General features: G+C 60.1%; 16 protein-coding genes. 9 read left to right on the top strand and 7 right to left on the bottom strand.

Features of this window, described 5'->3' with window-relative positions; all coding sequences use genetic code 11:
- Nucleotide 1: 1 nt before the first annotated feature.
- From queE to queC, 3 genes are read left to right on the top strand one after another with little or no spacing between them, the layout of a single operon-like run.
- Entirely contained in the window at nucleotides 2-634 is a 633-nt protein-coding gene (queE, locus tag AC0NIE_RS33440; protein ID WP_473489077.1) for a 7-carboxy-7-deazaguanine synthase, read from the top strand.
- On the top strand, nucleotides 634-1,005 hold the full coding sequence (locus AC0NIE_RS33435; protein ID WP_473489078.1) for a 6-pyruvoyl trahydropterin synthase family protein: 372 nt from the start codon (nucleotides 634-636) through the stop codon (nucleotides 1,003-1,005). Before queE ends, AC0NIE_RS33435 begins: the two co-directional genes overlap by 1 nt.
- On the top strand, nucleotides 1,005-1,724 hold the full coding sequence (queC, locus tag AC0NIE_RS33430) for a 7-cyano-7-deazaguanine synthase QueC (RefSeq protein ID WP_473489079.1): 720 nt from the start codon (nucleotides 1,005-1,007) through the stop codon (nucleotides 1,722-1,724). Before AC0NIE_RS33435 ends, queC begins: the two co-directional genes overlap by 1 nt.
- Nucleotides 1,725-2,027: 303 nt before the next feature.
- Here queC and AC0NIE_RS33425 read toward each other — a convergent pair whose 3' ends face one another.
- A complete protein-coding gene (locus tag AC0NIE_RS33425) occupies nucleotides 2,028-3,152 on the bottom strand; it encodes an IS630 family transposase (protein ID WP_474045239.1) in 1,125 nt (374 codons plus the stop codon).
- Between the two features lie 45 nt (nucleotides 3,153-3,197).
- On the opposite strand from AC0NIE_RS33425, the gene AC0NIE_RS33420 reads away from it, so the two are divergent.
- The 3 genes from AC0NIE_RS33420 to AC0NIE_RS33410 all read left to right on the top strand — a co-directional run bounded on the left by AC0NIE_RS33420 (nucleotide 3,198) and on the right by AC0NIE_RS33410 (nucleotide 5,553).
- A complete protein-coding gene (locus AC0NIE_RS33420; RefSeq protein ID WP_473488601.1) occupies nucleotides 3,198-3,503 on the top strand; it encodes a LexA family protein in 306 nt (101 codons plus the stop codon).
- A gap of 50 nt (nucleotides 3,504-3,553) precedes the next feature.
- A complete protein-coding gene (locus AC0NIE_RS33415) occupies nucleotides 3,554-3,775 on the top strand; it encodes a VUT family protein (protein WP_473488602.1) in 222 nt (73 codons plus the stop codon).
- A gap of 896 nt (nucleotides 3,776-4,671) precedes the next feature.
- A complete protein-coding gene (locus AC0NIE_RS33410; RefSeq protein ID WP_473488603.1) occupies nucleotides 4,672-5,553 on the top strand; it encodes a hypothetical protein in 882 nt (293 codons plus the stop codon).
- A 115-nt stretch (nucleotides 5,554-5,668) separates the two neighbouring features.
- Here the strand turns inward: AC0NIE_RS33410 and AC0NIE_RS33405 are convergent, their stop codons facing one another.
- The 4 genes from AC0NIE_RS33405 to AC0NIE_RS33390 form a co-directional block, all read right to left on the bottom strand.
- The gene (locus AC0NIE_RS33405) at nucleotides 5,669-5,830 is read right to left on the bottom strand and encodes a hypothetical protein (RefSeq protein ID WP_473488604.1); all 162 of its coding nucleotides are present in this window, start codon (nucleotides 5,828-5,830) and stop codon (nucleotides 5,669-5,671) included.
- Entirely contained in the window at nucleotides 5,827-6,957 is a 1,131-nt protein-coding gene (locus AC0NIE_RS33400) for a PD-(D/E)XK nuclease family protein (RefSeq protein WP_473488605.1), read from the bottom strand. The genes AC0NIE_RS33405 and AC0NIE_RS33400 overlap by 4 nt, the downstream gene beginning before the upstream one ends.
- 49 nt (nucleotides 6,958-7,006) lie before the next feature.
- Nucleotides 7,007-9,436 (bottom strand): UvrD-helicase domain-containing protein, encoded by a 2,430-nt coding sequence (locus AC0NIE_RS33395; RefSeq protein ID WP_473488606.1) that lies wholly within the window; start codon nucleotides 9,434-9,436, stop codon nucleotides 7,007-7,009.
- 1,189 nt (nucleotides 9,437-10,625) lie between these two features.
- Entirely contained in the window at nucleotides 10,626-10,769 is a 144-nt protein-coding gene (locus tag AC0NIE_RS33390) for a hypothetical protein (protein WP_473488607.1), read from the bottom strand.
- A 225-nt stretch (nucleotides 10,770-10,994) separates the two neighbouring features.
- On the opposite strand from AC0NIE_RS33390, the gene AC0NIE_RS33385 reads away from it, so the two are divergent.
- From AC0NIE_RS33385 to AC0NIE_RS33375, 3 genes are all read left to right on the top strand, one after another.
- Nucleotides 10,995-11,930, top strand: a complete 936-nt coding sequence (locus AC0NIE_RS33385; RefSeq protein ID WP_473488608.1) for a helix-turn-helix domain-containing protein — start codon at nucleotides 10,995-10,997, stop codon at nucleotides 11,928-11,930.
- A gap of 364 nt (nucleotides 11,931-12,294) precedes the next feature.
- Complete coding sequence (locus AC0NIE_RS33380; protein WP_473488609.1) at nucleotides 12,295-12,660, top strand: hypothetical protein; 366 nt, start codon at nucleotides 12,295-12,297, stop codon at nucleotides 12,658-12,660.
- Between the two features lie 124 nt (nucleotides 12,661-12,784).
- Nucleotides 12,785-13,072 carry a hypothetical protein gene (locus AC0NIE_RS33375; RefSeq protein WP_473488610.1) on the top strand — a complete coding sequence of 96 codons (288 nt, stop codon included), beginning with the start codon at nucleotides 12,785-12,787 and terminating at the stop codon, nucleotides 13,070-13,072.
- Nucleotides 13,073-13,571: 499 nt separating this feature from the next.
- Here AC0NIE_RS33375 and AC0NIE_RS33370 read toward each other — a convergent pair whose 3' ends face one another.
- Both AC0NIE_RS33370 and AC0NIE_RS33365 read right to left on the bottom strand, forming a co-directional pair.
- Nucleotides 13,572-15,476 carry an ABC transporter ATP-binding protein gene (locus AC0NIE_RS33370; protein ID WP_473488611.1) on the bottom strand — a complete coding sequence of 635 codons (1,905 nt, stop codon included), beginning with the start codon at nucleotides 15,474-15,476 and terminating at the stop codon, nucleotides 13,572-13,574.
- Nucleotides 15,476-17,338, bottom strand: coding sequence for an ABC transporter ATP-binding protein (locus tag AC0NIE_RS33365; protein WP_473488612.1), 1,863 nt, complete (start codon nucleotides 17,336-17,338; stop codon nucleotides 15,476-15,478). Before AC0NIE_RS33365 ends, AC0NIE_RS33370 begins: the two co-directional genes overlap by 1 nt.
- Between the last annotated feature and the right edge of the window lie 70 nt (nucleotides 17,339-17,408).

Raw genomic sequence — 17,408 nt, 5'->3', positions numbered from 1 at the left:
GATGAGCTACGCAGTCAAAGAGATGTTCTACTCATTGCAGGGCGAGGGTCGCCATGCTGGTCGCCCCGCCGTCTTCTGCCGCTTTGCTGGCTGCAATCTTTGGAGTGGCCGCGAGCGCGACCGGGCCTCGGCGGCCTGCAATTTTTGTGACACAGACTTTGTCGGTACCGATGGTGAGGGCGGCGGGCGATTCGTCGATGCCAATTCACTGTCCGCTGCGGTCGAGGAGATGTGGGGAGGGGGCGAAACCGAACGGTTCGTCGTTCTTACCGGCGGCGAGCCCCTCTTGCAGGTTGGAGGAGAGCTCATTTTGGCTCTCCACGAGCGTGAATTTGAGATCGCGCTCGAGACCAACGGATCGCTTGCGGCGCCAACCGGGATTGATTGGATTACCGTCAGCCCCAAGGGCGCCATACCGCTTTCCCAAACATCTGGGGACGAGCTGAAACTGGTTTTCCCACAAGTCGGAGTCGACCCAGCTTCGTTCGAGAGCCTCGACTTTGAGCACTTCCTCCTGCAGCCACGTGACGACACCGAGCGCGAAAACAACACGGCGGCAGCTATCGACTATTGCCTGCGGCATCCGCGCTGGCGGCTCTCCCTTCAGACTCACAAGTTCATGGGCATCCGGTAATGTACGAACTCAGCAGGGAGTTTCGCTTCGACGCGGCGCACACTCTTCAGCGAACGGTGGACGTTGAACCAAGTCGCCGGATCCATGGTCATTCTTACCGTGCGGAGGTCGTCATTCGTGGTCGTCCAGATCCGCAGACCGGCATGCTCATGGATCTCTCCCTCTTTGATCAAGCCCTCGAAGAGGCTCGCGACGGCCTGGACCACCGCTTCCTCGACGAGATCAGCGATCTAGGGCCGACCACGATCGAGAACCTGTCGTCCTGGATCTGGCGCAAGGTCGCGCCAGTCTGTCCAAACCTATGGCGAGTAACCGTCAGACGCGACAGTGATACCGGAGCCTGCAGCTTCTACGGTCCGGAGAGCCTGTGATGTCAGGCGATGGCGCTCTCGTACTCTTTTCCGGCGGCCAAGACTCCGCCACCTGTCTCGTTTGGGCGCTTGAACGCTTTGATAGAGTGGAGACGATTGGCTTTGACTATGGTCAGCGGCACCGAGCGGAACTCGATGCGCGTATGGAGTTCCGTGCCGGCCTGACGACAGCCTTTCCGGCGTGGGCCGCAAAACTCGGCGAGGATCGGGTGCTCGATCTGTCCGTACTCGGCGAAATCAGCGACACAGCACTGACGCGTGAAGTTGAAATAGCGACAACGTCATCCGGTTTGCCGAACACGTTCGTGCCGGGTCGCAATATCGTTTTCCTCACCTTCGCAGCTGCAGTGGCCTACCGCCGAGGTCTGAAGCATATGGTAACTGGCGTTTGCGAGACCGATTTTTCGGGTTATCCGGACTGTCGAGACGACACGATCAAGGCTCTTCAAGTTGCTCTCAATCTCGGCATGCAGAGCCGCTTCGTTCTCGATACGCCACTGATGTGGATCGACAAGGCTCAGACTTGGTTGCTCGCGGAGCAGCTCGGTGGGGATCCACTGGTCGACCTAATCCGGGAGCGGACGTTGACCTGCTACAATGGAGACATTGGGCACAACCACGAATGGGGTCGTGGTTGTGGTGGGTGCCCGGCATGTGAACTGCGCGCCCGAGGATATCAGAAGTTCCGCTCAATGGTTCGGGAGACAAGCGATGCATAATCTGGATACCAGGCGAACTCTAGAAGGCGCCGTGTTCTTAGTCGCCTTTGCTTGCACCATTCCTCTCGCCAACTGGCTCATTGGAAACGTGGGCACGGTTTGCGTGCCGGATGGACCGTGCCTCATCCCGGTCGCACCGGGCATTCTCGCACCCAGCGGCGTACTTGCCATTGGCGCGGCGCTAGTTCTCCGCGATCTAGTTCAGAGGCGGCTCGGTCTGATCTGGTCTTTCGCCGCCATAGCCATCGGGGCAATTCTCTCGAGTTTTCTTGCGCCGCCGGCACTAGTGGTTCTGCACAGTGATTATGACTCTTTGGCGGTTGGCACTGGATAGGCTTTGGCCAATTTGAGGCGGGCCTGTTCAGTTGAGAACATCCAGTTGATGCGGGCGCCGCTATTGTTTCGCTGGTTTTCCCAAGCGGCGACCTCGGCAACGAGGCTGTCGCGACTTTCGATGCGGCGGTCGAGGCACTGACTGCGCAGGACGCCGATCTCGATCTCGACCATGTTGAGCCAGCTGGCATGCTTGGGCGTGTAGTGGAACTCCAGCCGTCGCAGGATGCGTCGCGCCTCTGATGGCGGCAAGGCCTGATAGAGCGCGGCGGGCGAGTGGGTCGACAGATTGTCGAGGACGACGCGGATACGCTCGGCATCGGGATAATGGATATCGGCAAGGTCGCGCATGCAGTGGGCAAAGTCCTCTGCCGCGCGCCGCTTGGTGACCTTGACCTTGCGCCAGCAGCGCTGCGCGTCGAGGAAGACGAACAGGTTGGCGGTGCCGTTGCGCTTGTACTCGCAGTCGTAGCGCGCAAGCCTTCCCGGCGCGGCCGGGATCGGCTGGCGCACTTCGCCGATGAGTTGGGTGGGGCTTTCGTCGAAGCACACGACCGGCCGCCGTGGATCTGGCGCCTCGGCGTAGAGGTCGAGCACATCCTCCATGCGCGCGACATACTCGGCGTCGATCTTGGGAATGCACCACATGTCCTTGCGCCACGGCTTGAGGTCGTTCTCGGCCAAGCGACGGCGCACCGTCTCGCGCGACAGCTGTTCATGCTCGGTCAACTTGACGAACGCGTCGGCCAGCAGCTCCAGTGTCCAGCGGGCCCGGCCGGGCGGCGGACTGGAGCAGGCGGTGGCCACCAGCAAGGCTTCCTCCTTGCCCGTCAACTTGCGCTCCGCCCCGGGACGCGGCTCTTCGCTGAGCGCCGCCTCCAGGCCTGTCTCCACGAAGCGGCGCTTGGTGCGGTAGACCGTGGAGCCGCCGACCACCACCGTCGTCGCAATGGTCTCGTCGTTCTGGTCGGCATCGGCAGCCAGCAGGATCTGGGCCCACTTGAGCTTGCGCGCCGGATGCTTGCCACTGCGCAGCATCGCTGTGAGTTCGTCGCGCTCGGGTTGGTCGAGATCGACGCGATAGCGTACATTCATCTGGATAGCCTCCTTCGGTTGCGGAGGTTCCGGAAGAATCGGAAAATGAATCAATTACTTGACGGACAGCCGCCAGCCCAACCCCGCTTCACCGAAAAGCAGGGACAGTATCTCGCCTTCATCTGGACCTACGCCCTGCTCAACGGGCGCTCGCCGGCTGAACGCGACATGCAGCGCTTCTTCGGCGTCACCGCGCCTTCCGTCCATCAGATGGTGCTCACCCTCGAGCGCGCGGGATTGATCCGCAGGCAACCGGGCCTCGCGCGCAGCATTGAACTGCTCGTCGAACCCAATAGCCTGCCCAGGTTACAACCCATCGAACCCGTCAAATCCTCTGTGCAGAGGAACTAGTCTTCGCTTCGACCGTTGCCTTCGCTCTATCCGAAACCGCGGACCTTCTGGTGTACACGCCGCTTCAACGGCGCGGTTTGGTGCTCGCTGCCACCGCAAGCAGTGTGGTGGGACTCATCGTCGACAGCGTTGTGTTCCTGACCCTGGCATTTGGCAGCCTGGATCTTCTCCCTGGGCAAGTCCTGGGCAAGTTTTGGATGGTTCTTCTGGCTTTGCCAGTGCTGGCGTGGATCCGGTCGCGGGAACGAAGGATGGGAATGGCACCTGCCTAGGCGCGGCATGTGGAAGATCGTTCGTCGGATGCTCCAAAAGGCGGCGCATAGTCTGGGACGAAGTGCTCGGTGACTCGCCCCGAACCTACTTCGAGGGGAAGAGGGGAATCGCACGATTGTAATTCCTGCGTTCCCCGAGTTAGGGTCACACTGCGGGCCTTAGATTTATTGCCTGGCGCTACTGTTGTATTCAAATAATCGTGGTGGGGCGGTCGGCATTAGGGAGCGATGGCCCCGCTCGGGGGAGCAATAATCTGTTCAGGGGGATGCTCGTTGGCTTGCCCGGCCGAAGAGGAATAGGGAAGCTGGTTGCAGCGGCCGATGGGCGATGCACGGTCTCGATCTTCTATTCGATCCTACGCACAGAGGTGGTCGAGTACGGCATCGGCGAGATCGGACGGGCGTATCTCAGTCCACAGACCCGCGCCTATGTTCCGGGCAGCTTCGCGATACGCACCCAAGGTATGCGCATCGCGATATATTCGTTGACCGAGTCCTCGGCCCGGCAGGCAAAGGCAGCCTTGGAGCAAGTTTCTGTCAAAGTGACTGTGGATACCAACGCAGATCATGGCGGGACCGCCCGCTTACGTGCACTCGCGGAAAATGCCGATCTATTTGTAATGACGTGGCTGTCGGCAAAGCACGCGGCGACTGAGTTCATCCGGGAGCACCGGGGCAGCAGGCCATTGGTTTACGCCCAGGGCAGAGGCTTCTCTAGCATATTGCGCGCAATCGAAGATCACTTCGGAGGCGCTTCGGCGTCTGGAACATGAAGAGTGGCAGTTCTGCGTGTGTCAGGACCGGAAACGCCAGACCAACGGCCGCGTTTGCAGAACAAAGCTGTCCAGGTGGTCCAGCGCGGGCAAAGGCATGAGGGTCGGACCATGGAAACAGAGTTGAGCAACGACACCGAGATCACTGAACAGGTCCGAAAGGCTTGGTTGTGGGTCAAGGACTCACCCCTGGTCATCGATGACGAGAACATCGCTCGCTTCTACGATGCGATCGTGCGTCCGGCATTCAAGGACGGGCCGCGAACCATTCGTCTCACCAAGGAGCAGAGCGTAGAAGTCCAGACGAGCTTCATGGGCACGGTGCGTGGTGGCTTGGCCGGTCTTTTCGGCATGTTCACCGCGGAAGCTGAGGGCAGCGCGCAACGGCAGAAGACCAAAGGTTGGAACAAGGGGAGCGAGCAGGAACTGGTGCTCGAGCCGATCAGCACGTCGCATCGCCGGCTTGAACAGTTGATCGTCTACTACTCGCTGCTGCATCCCGAGCGCCTGCTCGTTGGCGACAATACCGCGCTTCTCGACTGGCATGACAGACACCTCGCCCAAAGTCTGCCGCGAGCCCTCTGCTTGATCGACCTGCCGCCCGGGCTGCGCTTCATCCCGATGGCCGCCGAGTTCGAGAACGGCAAAGTGCAGCGGCTTTTCAAGGATCTGGCGAGCAAGGCCGGCCGGGAGTTACCAGTATACGATCGGGACCGGAAGGCAGATTACTGGCTCAGCCTGACCGAACTCGCGGAGCCCGGCCGGGCCGCCGAAGTCATCGAAGAGGCTTCTGCCGAGCACGGAAGGATCGAGTGGATCGATTTCCGCGTGGTGCTCGATGGGACTGGTCGCTCGGTGCACCTCCACCTTGAGTCCCGCGGCCGCTACTTCACTGGCGCCTTCGCGTATATGGTAATTCGCCGCGTCGTCGGTCATGGCCTTCGCCTCGTCGGAACGCTCAAGGACGGCCCCGATGTGAATGTCCTGGCAATTTACGAAAAGTGAGGTCGTCCAGGGATTGCTTCGACGGGGCAGGCCCTCGTTCTGTTTTCTGAAGGTCAGGACTCCACGACTGCCTTGGCCTCTCGCGGTTCGAACACGTGGAGACGGTGGGGTTCGACTATGTCTCGCCTTTGGCAGCCTCGACTTCCTGCTCGGTCAGGTACTCATCAAGAGGTGGCTGATCCTGCTTTCCCTGCCAGTGATGCTTTGGCTGCAGTCGCGGCATCAGCGGATTGGCCTGGCGGCTGCGTAGGGCATTGACGGGCACAGCGCCGGTCAAATCTCATCTTGTAAGGTGTCTTCGTCGCCGATCCTGTTGCCCGTACGCAGGAAGCCGTCGCAGAAGTAGCGGAAGTCGCAGGCGGCGCAGGTCTTGCTGTCATTGCAATCGCCTAACCAGGTCGTGAGGATGCTCACGGCCTGCTCTTCCTGAAGCACCCGGCCTTCAATCTCAGCCACCGTGTTGTCGAACGCGCCCGTGGCGTTCGCGATGCTGTCCGGATTGACCGGAATGACCCGGATGGCGCGCTGAAAGAGAAAGTCGTCGCTGAAGTTGGGGTGGGTGCCTGAACGCCAGTTTTCGAGGATGCGCCGATCGCTATCCAAGAAGGGGACGATGTCGGTTCGGTCAGTATTCAACGCGGCACGCAGCGCAGTGATGTCCCCGTCGCCCGGCGACAGTTCATTGATGTAAATGAGGATGCCGGCGGCAACGCGACGGCTGACCCGTTGTTCGTGCCGGAGCCACGCATATGTCTGCACTTGCCATTCGCCATCGGTCCATTCGGGGCTGTCCGTGTCCGGCCGGCGCGTTCCCTTGTAGTCGACGACCACCTCGAACATACCATCCAGTTGCCCCGTCGCCTGCTGAACGGCCTGACGGATCTTGTTTCCCGTGTCAGAGCGGTCTAACTCGATCTCGGTCAACACGTCGATGACGCCGGTCAGCGCATATTTCTCCGCTCGACTGTGGACGCCGGTGCCGGGTATCTCGCGTGTTCCAATGACGCGCTGCTCGGCCTCGGCAATCAGCGGAAACAGATGCGGACCCAGCGTGTTGATAGCGGCCTCTGCTCGCCGGTAGGCCGCCAACCTCGCCTTGCGGCTTCGAGCCCGCTTGTTCTGATTTAGGAGCGATTCTTCGACCGGCCAGGCGAGACGGCGCAGGTCAAACGGCGAAAGGTCAGATGCCGGCGGAGCTATGGGGTCGTCGAGGGTGAAGGACGTATAGGGCACCGGAAAGGGCAGCCCGCCCTGGTCCACCCACAGCCGATAGACGTTCTCAAGCAGCCCATGCATGAACTCTCCATACCAGAGCTGGACGGGGCGGGATGGCGGCAACGAACTGCCATTCTGGTAGCGATATTGCCTCGAACACCTGCGATAGGACAGCAGGTCGCCGGTCAAGGAATACTCCGGAACGATACGGTCGGGCCGTTTTCGAGAGAGTTGCATTCTATATCCAATCGAACGGGATGCGGTCGGGCAGCACAGGCGGACGTCGACATGTCGGGTCGCTGAGCCACGGCCAACTGCCATCCCGTCGCCAGAATGTGGCAACGTTCTTGATCTTGGTGCGATACTGCAGCCCTTGCTGGCAGCCGACGAGCATGAGCAGGCTCTGGGGCCGACTGTAGGCGACGTAGTAGAGCCGGATCAGGTCCTCGAATGTTCGCTGCATGCCGTCTCTGTTCAGGCGCGCGCCTCCAACCGGCGTGGCGTGCGCGAGGTCGTTCTCAAGTCTGGCGACTGAACTTTCCCCTTCTGGAAAGCGCTTGAAACGCTGAGCCGGGGCGTCGCGGGTGAAGTCAGAAGAGATGTCGACGATGACCAAGGGAAACTCCAGACCCTTGGCCTGGTGGATTGTCATGATGTTCAGTCGGTCCCGCGGCACGCTCGGCATGATTTCCTCGTCAACGGCAACGAGGTCCTCGGCGATTGCTCCGAGGATGTCGCGGATGGCGCCTTCCACGGAACGGCCACGATGTGGCTCCGTCCGGTGGATTGACGCCTTGTATCCCGAGAATGTCGATGCCGCGGCGACCGTTCGCGTGATTGCCTCGAGGTAGACCTGCGCCTCCGGATCATCCTGGAAGTCGTCGAACCAGGGTAGAAAGCTGTAGCAGATATCGAGGACAGGCCACTCCGATTCCGGGTCGTTGCCGTGAACCGCCAGGCGGCGCCATCTGGCAACCTTGTCGGAAAGCAATTCCCCGCGTCGGGACCTCGGATTGAGGTCGAGCATATCGAGTGCGTCGTTGCGCCAATGATCGAGGAAATTCCTGGCGTCATTGGTGAGAGCCATCCGCGTTTGGTGGACACCGGGTGTGCCGCGAACCGCCGACGGGTCGATGGATTCGATGAGCAGGCCCAGAAAGCGTCGCACGATTGGAACGTCGCGCAACGCAAGACCGCGAGGATTGAAGACGGATAGGCCCCGTTGCTCGAGCTCGCGTCTCAAATGCAGTGGCAGGCGTTCGCGGCCCTGCTGGCCCCAGGAGGGACGAGTCTTTTCAGCGGCGGTCGACCCGAGCAAGACGGCGTCGCCCAAATCCCCTCCCTCCGCAGCGAAAATCGGTTCTGCGAGGGTGTTTTCATGCGGGCCGGGTATCCGGCCACCCGCCCTAAAGATGCGATGCAGGAAATCGGCGAGGTCGGTGGCAAGCTCGTTGACGTTGTCCCGGAACATGCCGATGACGCCGATCGGGGCGGGGCCAAGCGTGGACACAACGCGACGCTGATGTGGTGGTGCAAGTGGCACCCGCGCGCCGATGAAGTCGGGGTCATTGTTGATGTGGTCGGAGAAGAACTGAACGATCTGATCCGATGAGCGGTAGTTCTCCTCCAGCACGACCAGTTCGGACCGGGTGCCGCCAAGGCTCGCTTGCGCGCGCTGCGCAAAATCGCGGAACAGTTCGATCGTGGCGCCACGGAAACGATAAAGCGCCTGGTCGTCATCGCCGACAACCGTCAGGGATGCATTCCGTCGCCGCGTCAGCTCGAAGTAGATCTCTTCTTGGAGGGGGTTGGTGTCCTGATACTCGTCCACGAGGATGGCGCGCAGTTCGAGCATGCTTCGAGGCATCTTTCCGCCTGCGAGCCGGTCCAGAAAACGCTGCTCCAGCAACGCAAAGTCCATCTGGTTGGTTGTCGCAAGATGGGTCTCATAGCGGTCTTTGATCCGTAAAATGGCCCGACGAAATGCTTGATCGGGGTGTGCGGCGGCATAGGCATTCAGATCGACGCGGTCCTGCACGAGCCGATCGACGATCGTTCTGATGATCTCGGTGGCCTCACCGTTGTTTCGGGTAGGTTCACCACTGAAGCTGTAGCGACCAAGGTAATCTTTGAACGGGTCGCCTAGTTGCTGCAGCTCGGTTCGCAGGTCGCCGCGGCGGTTGAGGATTGCCCGTGCCGCCGATGGTTCGAGGATGACGGGCGGCGCCTCGTTTGGGTCACGCATATCCCGCACCGCTTCCTCGCAGATGCTATCGAGGGTGCCGGCTATGAAACGATTGACGTCGACGGTTTCGAGGTAGCCCCGGTACTCGTGGTCACCGGCGCCTTGAGCGCGGGCCATCAGGTGCGTGCGGAGGTCGGTTCCCCATTCAATAAGGCGCGAGCGAATCTCGCGGCCGGCCTTCTCGGTGAAGGTGGTGATCATAATGTCTTCGGGGGCGATTCCGTCGACGAAGGCAAAGCGCAGGGCGCGCAGCACGAGCGTCGTGGTTTTGCCGGTACCGGGGCCAGCGACGACCAGCAACGGGCGATCAATGTCGGACGCGATCGCATCCTGTTGCCGCTGATTTGGCTGATGCATCGAGAGCGCTTCCGCCACGAGCCCGGGAAAGCTTTCCAAGGTCGGGGCCGTCGGGTAATTTATCAAACTCTACTCCTCCAGGCGGCGTCGCCCGCCGCCTCACCGACAGCTCGCAAGGTTGCACGGTTCGAAGGAAGCGGCATGGTCATCGAGCACACAGCTAGTTCAGCCTTCATCGATCCAAGGCTACACTTGGGAATGGCCAAGCCAGAAATATCGATCAACTATATGCCCCAAATACCCGCAGCGTGCGCGCGGACTCATTGAGAGCATCTTATGAGCGGCGCTCTCGACACGGAAGGGGAAAAGTATTTATCCGCCCCACCAAAATATCGACGTGCAAGTCGGCAGCCCGACCGAGTGGAGGATGAGCCCGATCGTCCGAGCCGCGGTCCCGGCTCCGCCTCGGACGATTGCGCGCCCGGTGCCTAGGAGAGCTGCAGTAAGTTTCTTTACGAAAATAGTAGCAACTCCGCCGGTCGGAGCCGTTCGAACCTTTGCTGCATGGTATATATGACAACTCATGACAACGCTCGCAGGGCGGCAAGCAAGCCGACGCCCTTTGGGGAGATCGTCTCGGGATGCCATTTGGATAAAGCGGGTGAACGCGCTTAGGACGATAGCAATAGCAAGTGGACGTCCGCCATCAAGGGAAGAGACGTACCCCCGTCAATGAAGTCTACGACATGAGCAGGTGGTTTGCGGCTAGCAAAGCCGCCTGGGATAGCCCGCATGAAATGTTCGATGAGTTGCAGGCGGTTCCACTTTAAGTCACCGGGCTTGCAACAGCCGGCGTACGTGAACGTTTCCGAGCCGCAGCCGCATAGCTCATTGTCTCCGCACTCGCTGAGGCGATAGTGGACCTGCAAGGCAAGCGGGCTCCCAATCAGCGCATATTGCTTGCCGGGCCAAGACCCAAGGACCTCAAGAAACAACTGTCGTGCGGCCCACACGGTGTAGAGGTCGAGCAGTGTCCGGAGATCGTCGCCCTCGACCCATGCCCCGTCGTTAGGCGCGAAGGCGCAAACCGAACCGTCCTGGAAGTTGGTGTGACGAGGACCGATCCACCTGGGCGCACTGCCGGTCTCGGTCCAGAATCCCCACGCCCGGGGGCCAACTCCTGATCGATAAGGAAGGGCCACTAGAAAAGTGGCTTCCCGCGTCAAGCCCGGGAGGATCGAGCTTTTGACGAGAAGCCACAGGCCGTCTTTGTCGGGGTATGTTGCCAGTGTCGGGTACGCCTCACCGGCGCGCCTCAATTGGCTTTCGTAGGCTTGTTGAAGGCCGCGGCCGACCCGTGATGCGGGACTGGACGACCGTGATCCACCGGGCGTCCCTTGCCGTCGGGGGGCCCTTTGCCGTGGTCGGGCTGCGGGTCTTCTCTCTCTTTGTCGTTCATCTGCACTTTCCTTTTGCGTTTGGGGATCAACGGAGATCACACCATCGATGTGCACTCGGAGTGACCCGTTCGTGTTGAGGGCCGCGCCGATCTGCCGCAACATAGCTTCGGTCTCCGGCGCCAAAGCGACTTCCCTTGGCATCGGTGATGTGCGAGTCTGTGTCACCTGCACAGGTTGCGCCGATCCACGTTGCCGTGTCAAGGTGTGTCATTCGCACAGGCAAGATGCTTTCATTCGAAGAAAAACTGATCCAAGCCGTAAAGAAGAAACGCGAGGCCGAAGGGCTGAGTATTCGCGGCCTATCAACCGCGGTGGGGGTGAGCTTTTCCACGCTTGCCCGGATCGAGCGGGGAGAGGGGCAGCCAGATAACAATTCCAAGATTCGACTGCTTCAATGGCTTGGCCCCTATGCAGACGAGGCAGGCCTCAGCTTCGACAACGTGGCGTTCGTACATTTTCGCGCGGGACGAAACGTTCAGTCTGGAACTGTTCGAACGCTGCTGCAGGCTGCCGACTGCCTGCGCCAATCATTAGGGAGCGCAAGCGTCGCGACCGATGAAAGCGATATCGCGAACCATGACGCCTTAGCGCTCTCGAAGGAGGAACTCGAGGAGACTGCAGAGCGGTTTCGCGCGGACCTCGGCTTGGACACAGATGACCCCCTAGACAGCCTTCGCCTTGAGGTTCAGGACATCGTCATCGTACCGCTGTCCAAGAATAATTGCATCGACGTGCGAACCGTGAAGCACCTGCGGGATGGTGCTAGCGGTGAATGGTCGGCGATGAGCGTGCCGTTGGACTTGGAGAATGACCGGTGGGCCGTTCTTCTCAACGACAGCCACACAGTGGAGCGCCAGCGTGTTACCGTGCTTGAGGAGTATTGGCACATTCTGCTGGGGCACAAGCTCACCAAAATTAGCAAGGTGGCCGAGGCCTTCGGCCGCACCTACGACGCGACCGAAGAGCATGATGCCTACTACCTTGCCTCAGCATCCCTTCTCCCAAAGGTCGCCATCATCGACGCCGTCTCCAAGAACCTCTCGTCGGCCCAAATAGCCGGGAAATTCGGCACCTCCACGGAATTGGTAGAATACCGAATCAAACGGCTCGGCCTTTGGCGCGAGTACACGGGCAAGCAGATCAAACTAACCCCAGGCTGAAGATAGAAGGGTAGTGCTGGTCAGCGATGTGGCGCGGGTCTACTTTTCGGGAAGGCGTGAGGCAGGGTTTGTGCCGCCGTGGGTCCGCGACGGCCGACAGACCGGTGGGTGGGGTCGCTTGCTCCAAACCATCCCTCGAGTGGACCTTTCCCGATCCCATGCCGGCCGCCGAAATGACGAGCGCCGGCTGGCGGCAACTCGACCCTGCGGCGGCAAATCGGCCTTATGACGCTTCGAGGTATGTCTAGAGAAATCGACGATACACATCGGCGCCTCCGGCCTTCCTCTGAGCAGGGGTCTGGACTGGACGCCGCTGGATGAAGGGCTGGTCAGCGCGGTAGCCGGATCGAGTCGCATCGACATCATGGGTGGTTACTACAGTTCGACCAGACTGATCGAAATGCTGAAATCCGGTCGGCGGAGTGACCGGAAAGACTGCGCGGTAAGGATTGCCGTCGGGCTCGACGCCTCGATCAAGATGGTGCAATGCTGGCGAGACATGCGGGACATTAAGGAGGAGCTTCAAAGCTCTGGTTTTCGGGACGTAACCGTCAAGATCGTCACAGGCCGCCCGCATTTCCACACCAAACTCTTCCATTTTCTCCATAAGACCCAGCATCTATGGCTGATTAGGATCAGCCAATCCAGGCAGCGAGCGGCACGAGTTAGTGGTATCGTTACGCGGAAAGCACCCCGCGCTATCCAGCTACATGGAAAGTGTGTTTTCTAGCGCGACCGAAGTCACCAAGGATATGCCGAAGCGGCAACCGATACGAGACGTCAGAGACTTTTTCCTATCAGGAGCGCTGCTCCACAACCCGCCGAGACACAGCCCATCGTTCGATGCCTTCAGAATGCAGCCAGAGGATCGAGACAAAATAACCAAAGCCGTCGCTGCGGCGATCGATGTCCCGCATGCGAACCCGAGGACTCAGGGGTTTTCATTCAGCTTGCGCAGTGCCGCTGGCGTCGAGCCGGAGGAGGAGGATGGCGACGAGATTAGTCGCATCAAAGTGCGCCACCTGAGTATCGACACGATTCTCGGTAGATGGGTACCTGCATCCTATGCCGATGAAATTCATGAGCAGGTCGCTAAGGACGAGTATCGCCGCTCGGCGGACCTGGAACGTCTGGGACGCTAGATCAGCGGGCCCGAGCGAAGAGACCGTTCGTGTAGCATATCGCAACTACCTCGCGCAGATGGAGCGTTTCCTGAGCCAATATCCGTGCCGACCGTTGTCGGCTTCTTCGGACGTCCACCTTTCCCGAGGATAAGGCCGGCCCCAAAATGGGCGGTGCGGCGATATCGTTCCTCGACGATTTCGAACAGATGCGAGCGCTGTTGCTCGGTAAGGGAGTGGGTTCCGAAGCCATCGAGGACGAGCAGTTGCGCGGGTGAGTTTGTCGATGAGGAGTGGGAAGCGCTCGAGATGGGCGAGCGCAATCCTCGAACAGGGCCACGCGCCACGAAAACGATCGAGCCCTGCTGCTTGCCGGCCGAAGGCGCCGGCCAGCCACGACTTGCCGGTTCCGGTCTGGCCTGTGATGATCAGGTTCCCATGGCCGTCCGGGATTTAGCGCAATCGCTGTCCGCGCTTTCGCCGGTGCCCCTGGACGGTCAGATACTGCCCGCAAGGAGCATCAGGTACGAGAGGCGGCTTGTCCGGTCGGATCGGCTTCCTCTTCGGGAATGTCGTCGAATGACGAGTAGTTCAGATTGTAGAGTTTGGAATAGAGCCCGCCCATAGCCATCAGTTTGTCATGGTTGCCGGTCTCAATAACCTGGCCGTTCTGAAGCACGATGATGCGATCGGCACCACGGATTGTGGCGAGACGGTGGGCGATGACAAGCCCAGTGCGGCCTTCCAGGAGTTTTCTGAGAGCTTTCTGGATGAGCATTTCCGTGTAGCTGTCGATGTTGGCGGTGGCCTCGTCAAGAACAAGGATCTTGGCGTCGGCGACGAGAGCGCGGGCGAAACTGACAAGCTGGCGCTGGCCGAGAGAAAGGTTGCCGCCGCGTTCGCCGAGTTGGGTTTCATACCTGTCGGAAAGTTTCATGATGAAGTCGTGGGCGCCGACCACCTTGGCGGCCTCGATCACCTTCTCCCGCGTGGCTTCCGTCTTGTGGTAGCGGATATTCTCAAAAACCGTCCCGGTGAACAGAAACGGCTCCTGCAGCACCATAGCGATCTGAGTGCCGAGCGATTCCTGGGTGAGATCGCGCACATCATGTCCGCCAACCAGCACTTGGCCTTGCTGAACATCATAGAAGCGGTGGACGAGGGCCATCGCGCTCGATTTACCAGAGCCGGTCGGCCCGACCAAGGCGACCGTCTCGCCGGGATTGACCCGGAAAGAGACGTTTTTCAGCACCGGCTGTTTGGGATCGTACCCGAACGTGACGCTCCTGAACTCGACCGAGCCGTCCATTTCGGGCGCAAGGATCCTGGCATCCGGTTTGTCCTGGACCTCGATCCTGACGTCGAGCACATCGGTCAGGCGCTTGCCGGAGGCCATTGCGCGCTGCATGACGGAATATTGCAGAGTAAGTGAGCGAATTGGGTCAAAGAAGCGTTGGATATAGAATATGTAGGCAACCAATACGCCCACATCGACGCGGCCATTCATGATCATGGAGCCGCCGACCACAATGACGACAGCCATGGCGAGGCCGGTGAGGCCATCGACGATCGGGACCATGACCTGTGCATATTTGGCAGCGGTCAGGTGGGTCGTGAGGTCGGCATGTGCCTTGTCGTCATACAATACGAAGTTGACGTACTGGCGGTCCATGGACTGGACGGTTCGGACGCCTTGAATCGCTTCGGCCAATGCGCCGTTGACGACTGAATTGGTCTCTTGTGCAGCCATGAAGGCCTCGCGGGCACGCGGCAGCCACACGATGCGGATAATCAACAGGGCCGGCAAGACCGAGAGCGTCAGAAAGCCGAGTTTGAAGTTGACCGACAGCATTACGAAGATGATGCCGAAGAGAAGCGCAATGTCGCCTACGGAGTAGATCGAGTTTTCGAGAAATTCGTGGATAGAGTTGACGTCGCCCTGAAGGCGAGACATCAGGCGTCCTACCTCGGTCTTGTCCATGAAGGAGAGCGATACCTTCTGCAGATGGGCAAACATGGCGCGGCGGATGTCGAAGAGGACGTTCTCGGCCATTTTCCCTACCACGGTTTCTTGCGCGTCGGCGGCGCCGAAATTAACCAGAATGGCAAGCGCAAACGCGATGGCGGCCTCAAGCAGGGCGGAGGCATCAGCGCCTGCCGGAGTTATGGCGTGGTCGATCGCGTAGCGGATGATCAGCGGGATGAGAAGCTGCGTGCCAGTGAAAATCAGCAATGCGGCAAGCGAGACGACCGCCATGGCTCGGTAGGGACGAACGAAGGCCCACATGCGGCGAATGGTGTTCTTGTCGAAAGCCCGGCCAAAGATCTCCTCCTCGATGCGATGGGACCCGACGACCGCGCGCGGAGGGCGTCTACCGCTATCATTCGGTTCGATTTCGATTTCGTTGGCGTGCCGCTTGGCCATCAGGGCGCGCCTCCAAACGTGGTCGCAATGTCATCTCCCGGGCGCAACTGAAGATCATAAAGGGCCTTATAGCGTCCTCGCTTGGCCAAAAGCTCTTGATGGGTGCCGCGTTCCACGATCTCGCCGTTGTCGACAAACAGAATCCGGTCGGCGTGCTTGAGTGAACTCAGCCGGTGGGCGATGATGATCGTCACCCTATCCTTGGCGAAACGCCCTATCGCCGCGCGGATGCGCTGCTCTGTGGCGGCGTCGATCGCGGCCGTTGAGTCGTCGAAAACGACGATTGATGGGCGCAACATCATCGTGCGAGCTATGGTGAGACGCTGACGCTGGCCGCCCGAGAGAGAGGCGCCACGTTCGCCGACGACCGTCTTGTAGCCAGCGGGGAGGCCGAGAATGTAATTGTGCAACTGGGCGGATTCGCTAGCGCGCTCGATCGGCTGTTCCTTCGCCCACGGGTCGCCATAAGCGATGTTGTTCTCGATCGTGGTTGTGAACAGGAATGCATCCTGCTGTACGACCGCGACCGCCTTGCGAAGCGATGCGAGGGTGACCCCGCGGATGTCCTGCCCGTCAAGCATGATGGTGCCACCAGTGACGTCGTAAAAGCGGGGGATCAGGTGAGCCATTGTCGACTTGCCAGAACCCGGCGGACCCACGATCGCGATCGTCTCGCCCCTACGGGCGCGGAAGGTAATATTCTTAAGAATGACGCGGTTTCCGGTGCCGGGATATGCAAACGAGACATTGTCGAAGCGCAGAGTGCCTTCACCGATCTCGAGCGGTCTTGCACCGGAAGCATCCCCGATCGTGATGTCCTGGTCGAGCAGACTGAAGAGGCGCGAACCGCAAGTGTAAGCGCGGGCGAAGCCGTTGACCATCAGTCCGATCTGGCGGACGGGCATTTGCAGGATCGTCATGAACGTCAGGAAAGTCGTGAGCGTTCCAACGCTGATCTGGCCGGCGATGAGTTTGTCGCAACCGATCCAGAGGACCAACCCCATGGCGACAAAGAAGGCGAGGGTCATTGCCGACGTGTTGGGCACGTACACGTCAACTTGCTCGTGCGCGAGTTCGAGCGCATTTGTCGAGGCGATGTCGAACTTCGCCATCTCATAAGGCTGTGCCGAAAACGCCCGGACAACGCGGATGCCCGCGAGATTTTCCTCCATCACGCGGCCTAGGACGGAAAGCCGCTCCTGCAGGTCGAGCCAGATGGCGCGTAGCTTAAGCTGGGTGACCGACGATCGCCAGGCTACGAAAGGCACGAAGCTCAGCGCGATCAAACCGAGCACCGGGTCGGTTGAGATCATCATGCAGGCGCCTATCCCGATCAGCATGGTGAGCAGAAAGAACCTAACCAGGGCGGTGGAAAAATACATCCGCACGCCGTCGAGATCGAGGATGCCGAGGGTGATCAGGTCGCCTGAATGCACCCGATCGTGAAAGGAAAAGCTCAGGCGCTGGACCTTGTCGTAACAAGCAAGCCGCAGTTCGTACGCGACGTGGTGCCCGACGGCTTCGGCAAAGTAGTTTTGCGCCATCGTAAAGACGCCGCGTAGCGTACTCGCGCCGAGCAGCAGGAGAGCAGGAGTCCAGAGGGCTTGTTCTGCAGCCGTCACCGTGACACCGCCCCCGATGGCTACTTGGGTCTGGTCGACAGCCCGGCCGAGAAGCTGGGGAATGAGCAACTGCAGGATTACGGCTACCATCATCGAACCGATAGCTAACGCGACCTGCCACGGGTGCCTCAAATTCATGCGCGTAATGCGCAGTAGCGTGCTCAAGCCCCGGCCCCACCCGGCCGCTTTTACATGCGCGGACGATTTGAGAGAGGTCGTGCCAACAGCATCACTGCCCACCGAGTGCCCCCGACTGAATTTTCCGCCTTCGGAAGCGAGCCGGTCGACTCACATCAAAGACGTCCCTCCA

The sequence above is a fragment of the Mesorhizobium sp. WSM4842 genome (assembly GCF_055901575.1).
The sequence above is the reverse complement of the archived record's forward strand: the minus strand, read 5'-3'. Positions and strand labels throughout refer to the sequence as shown.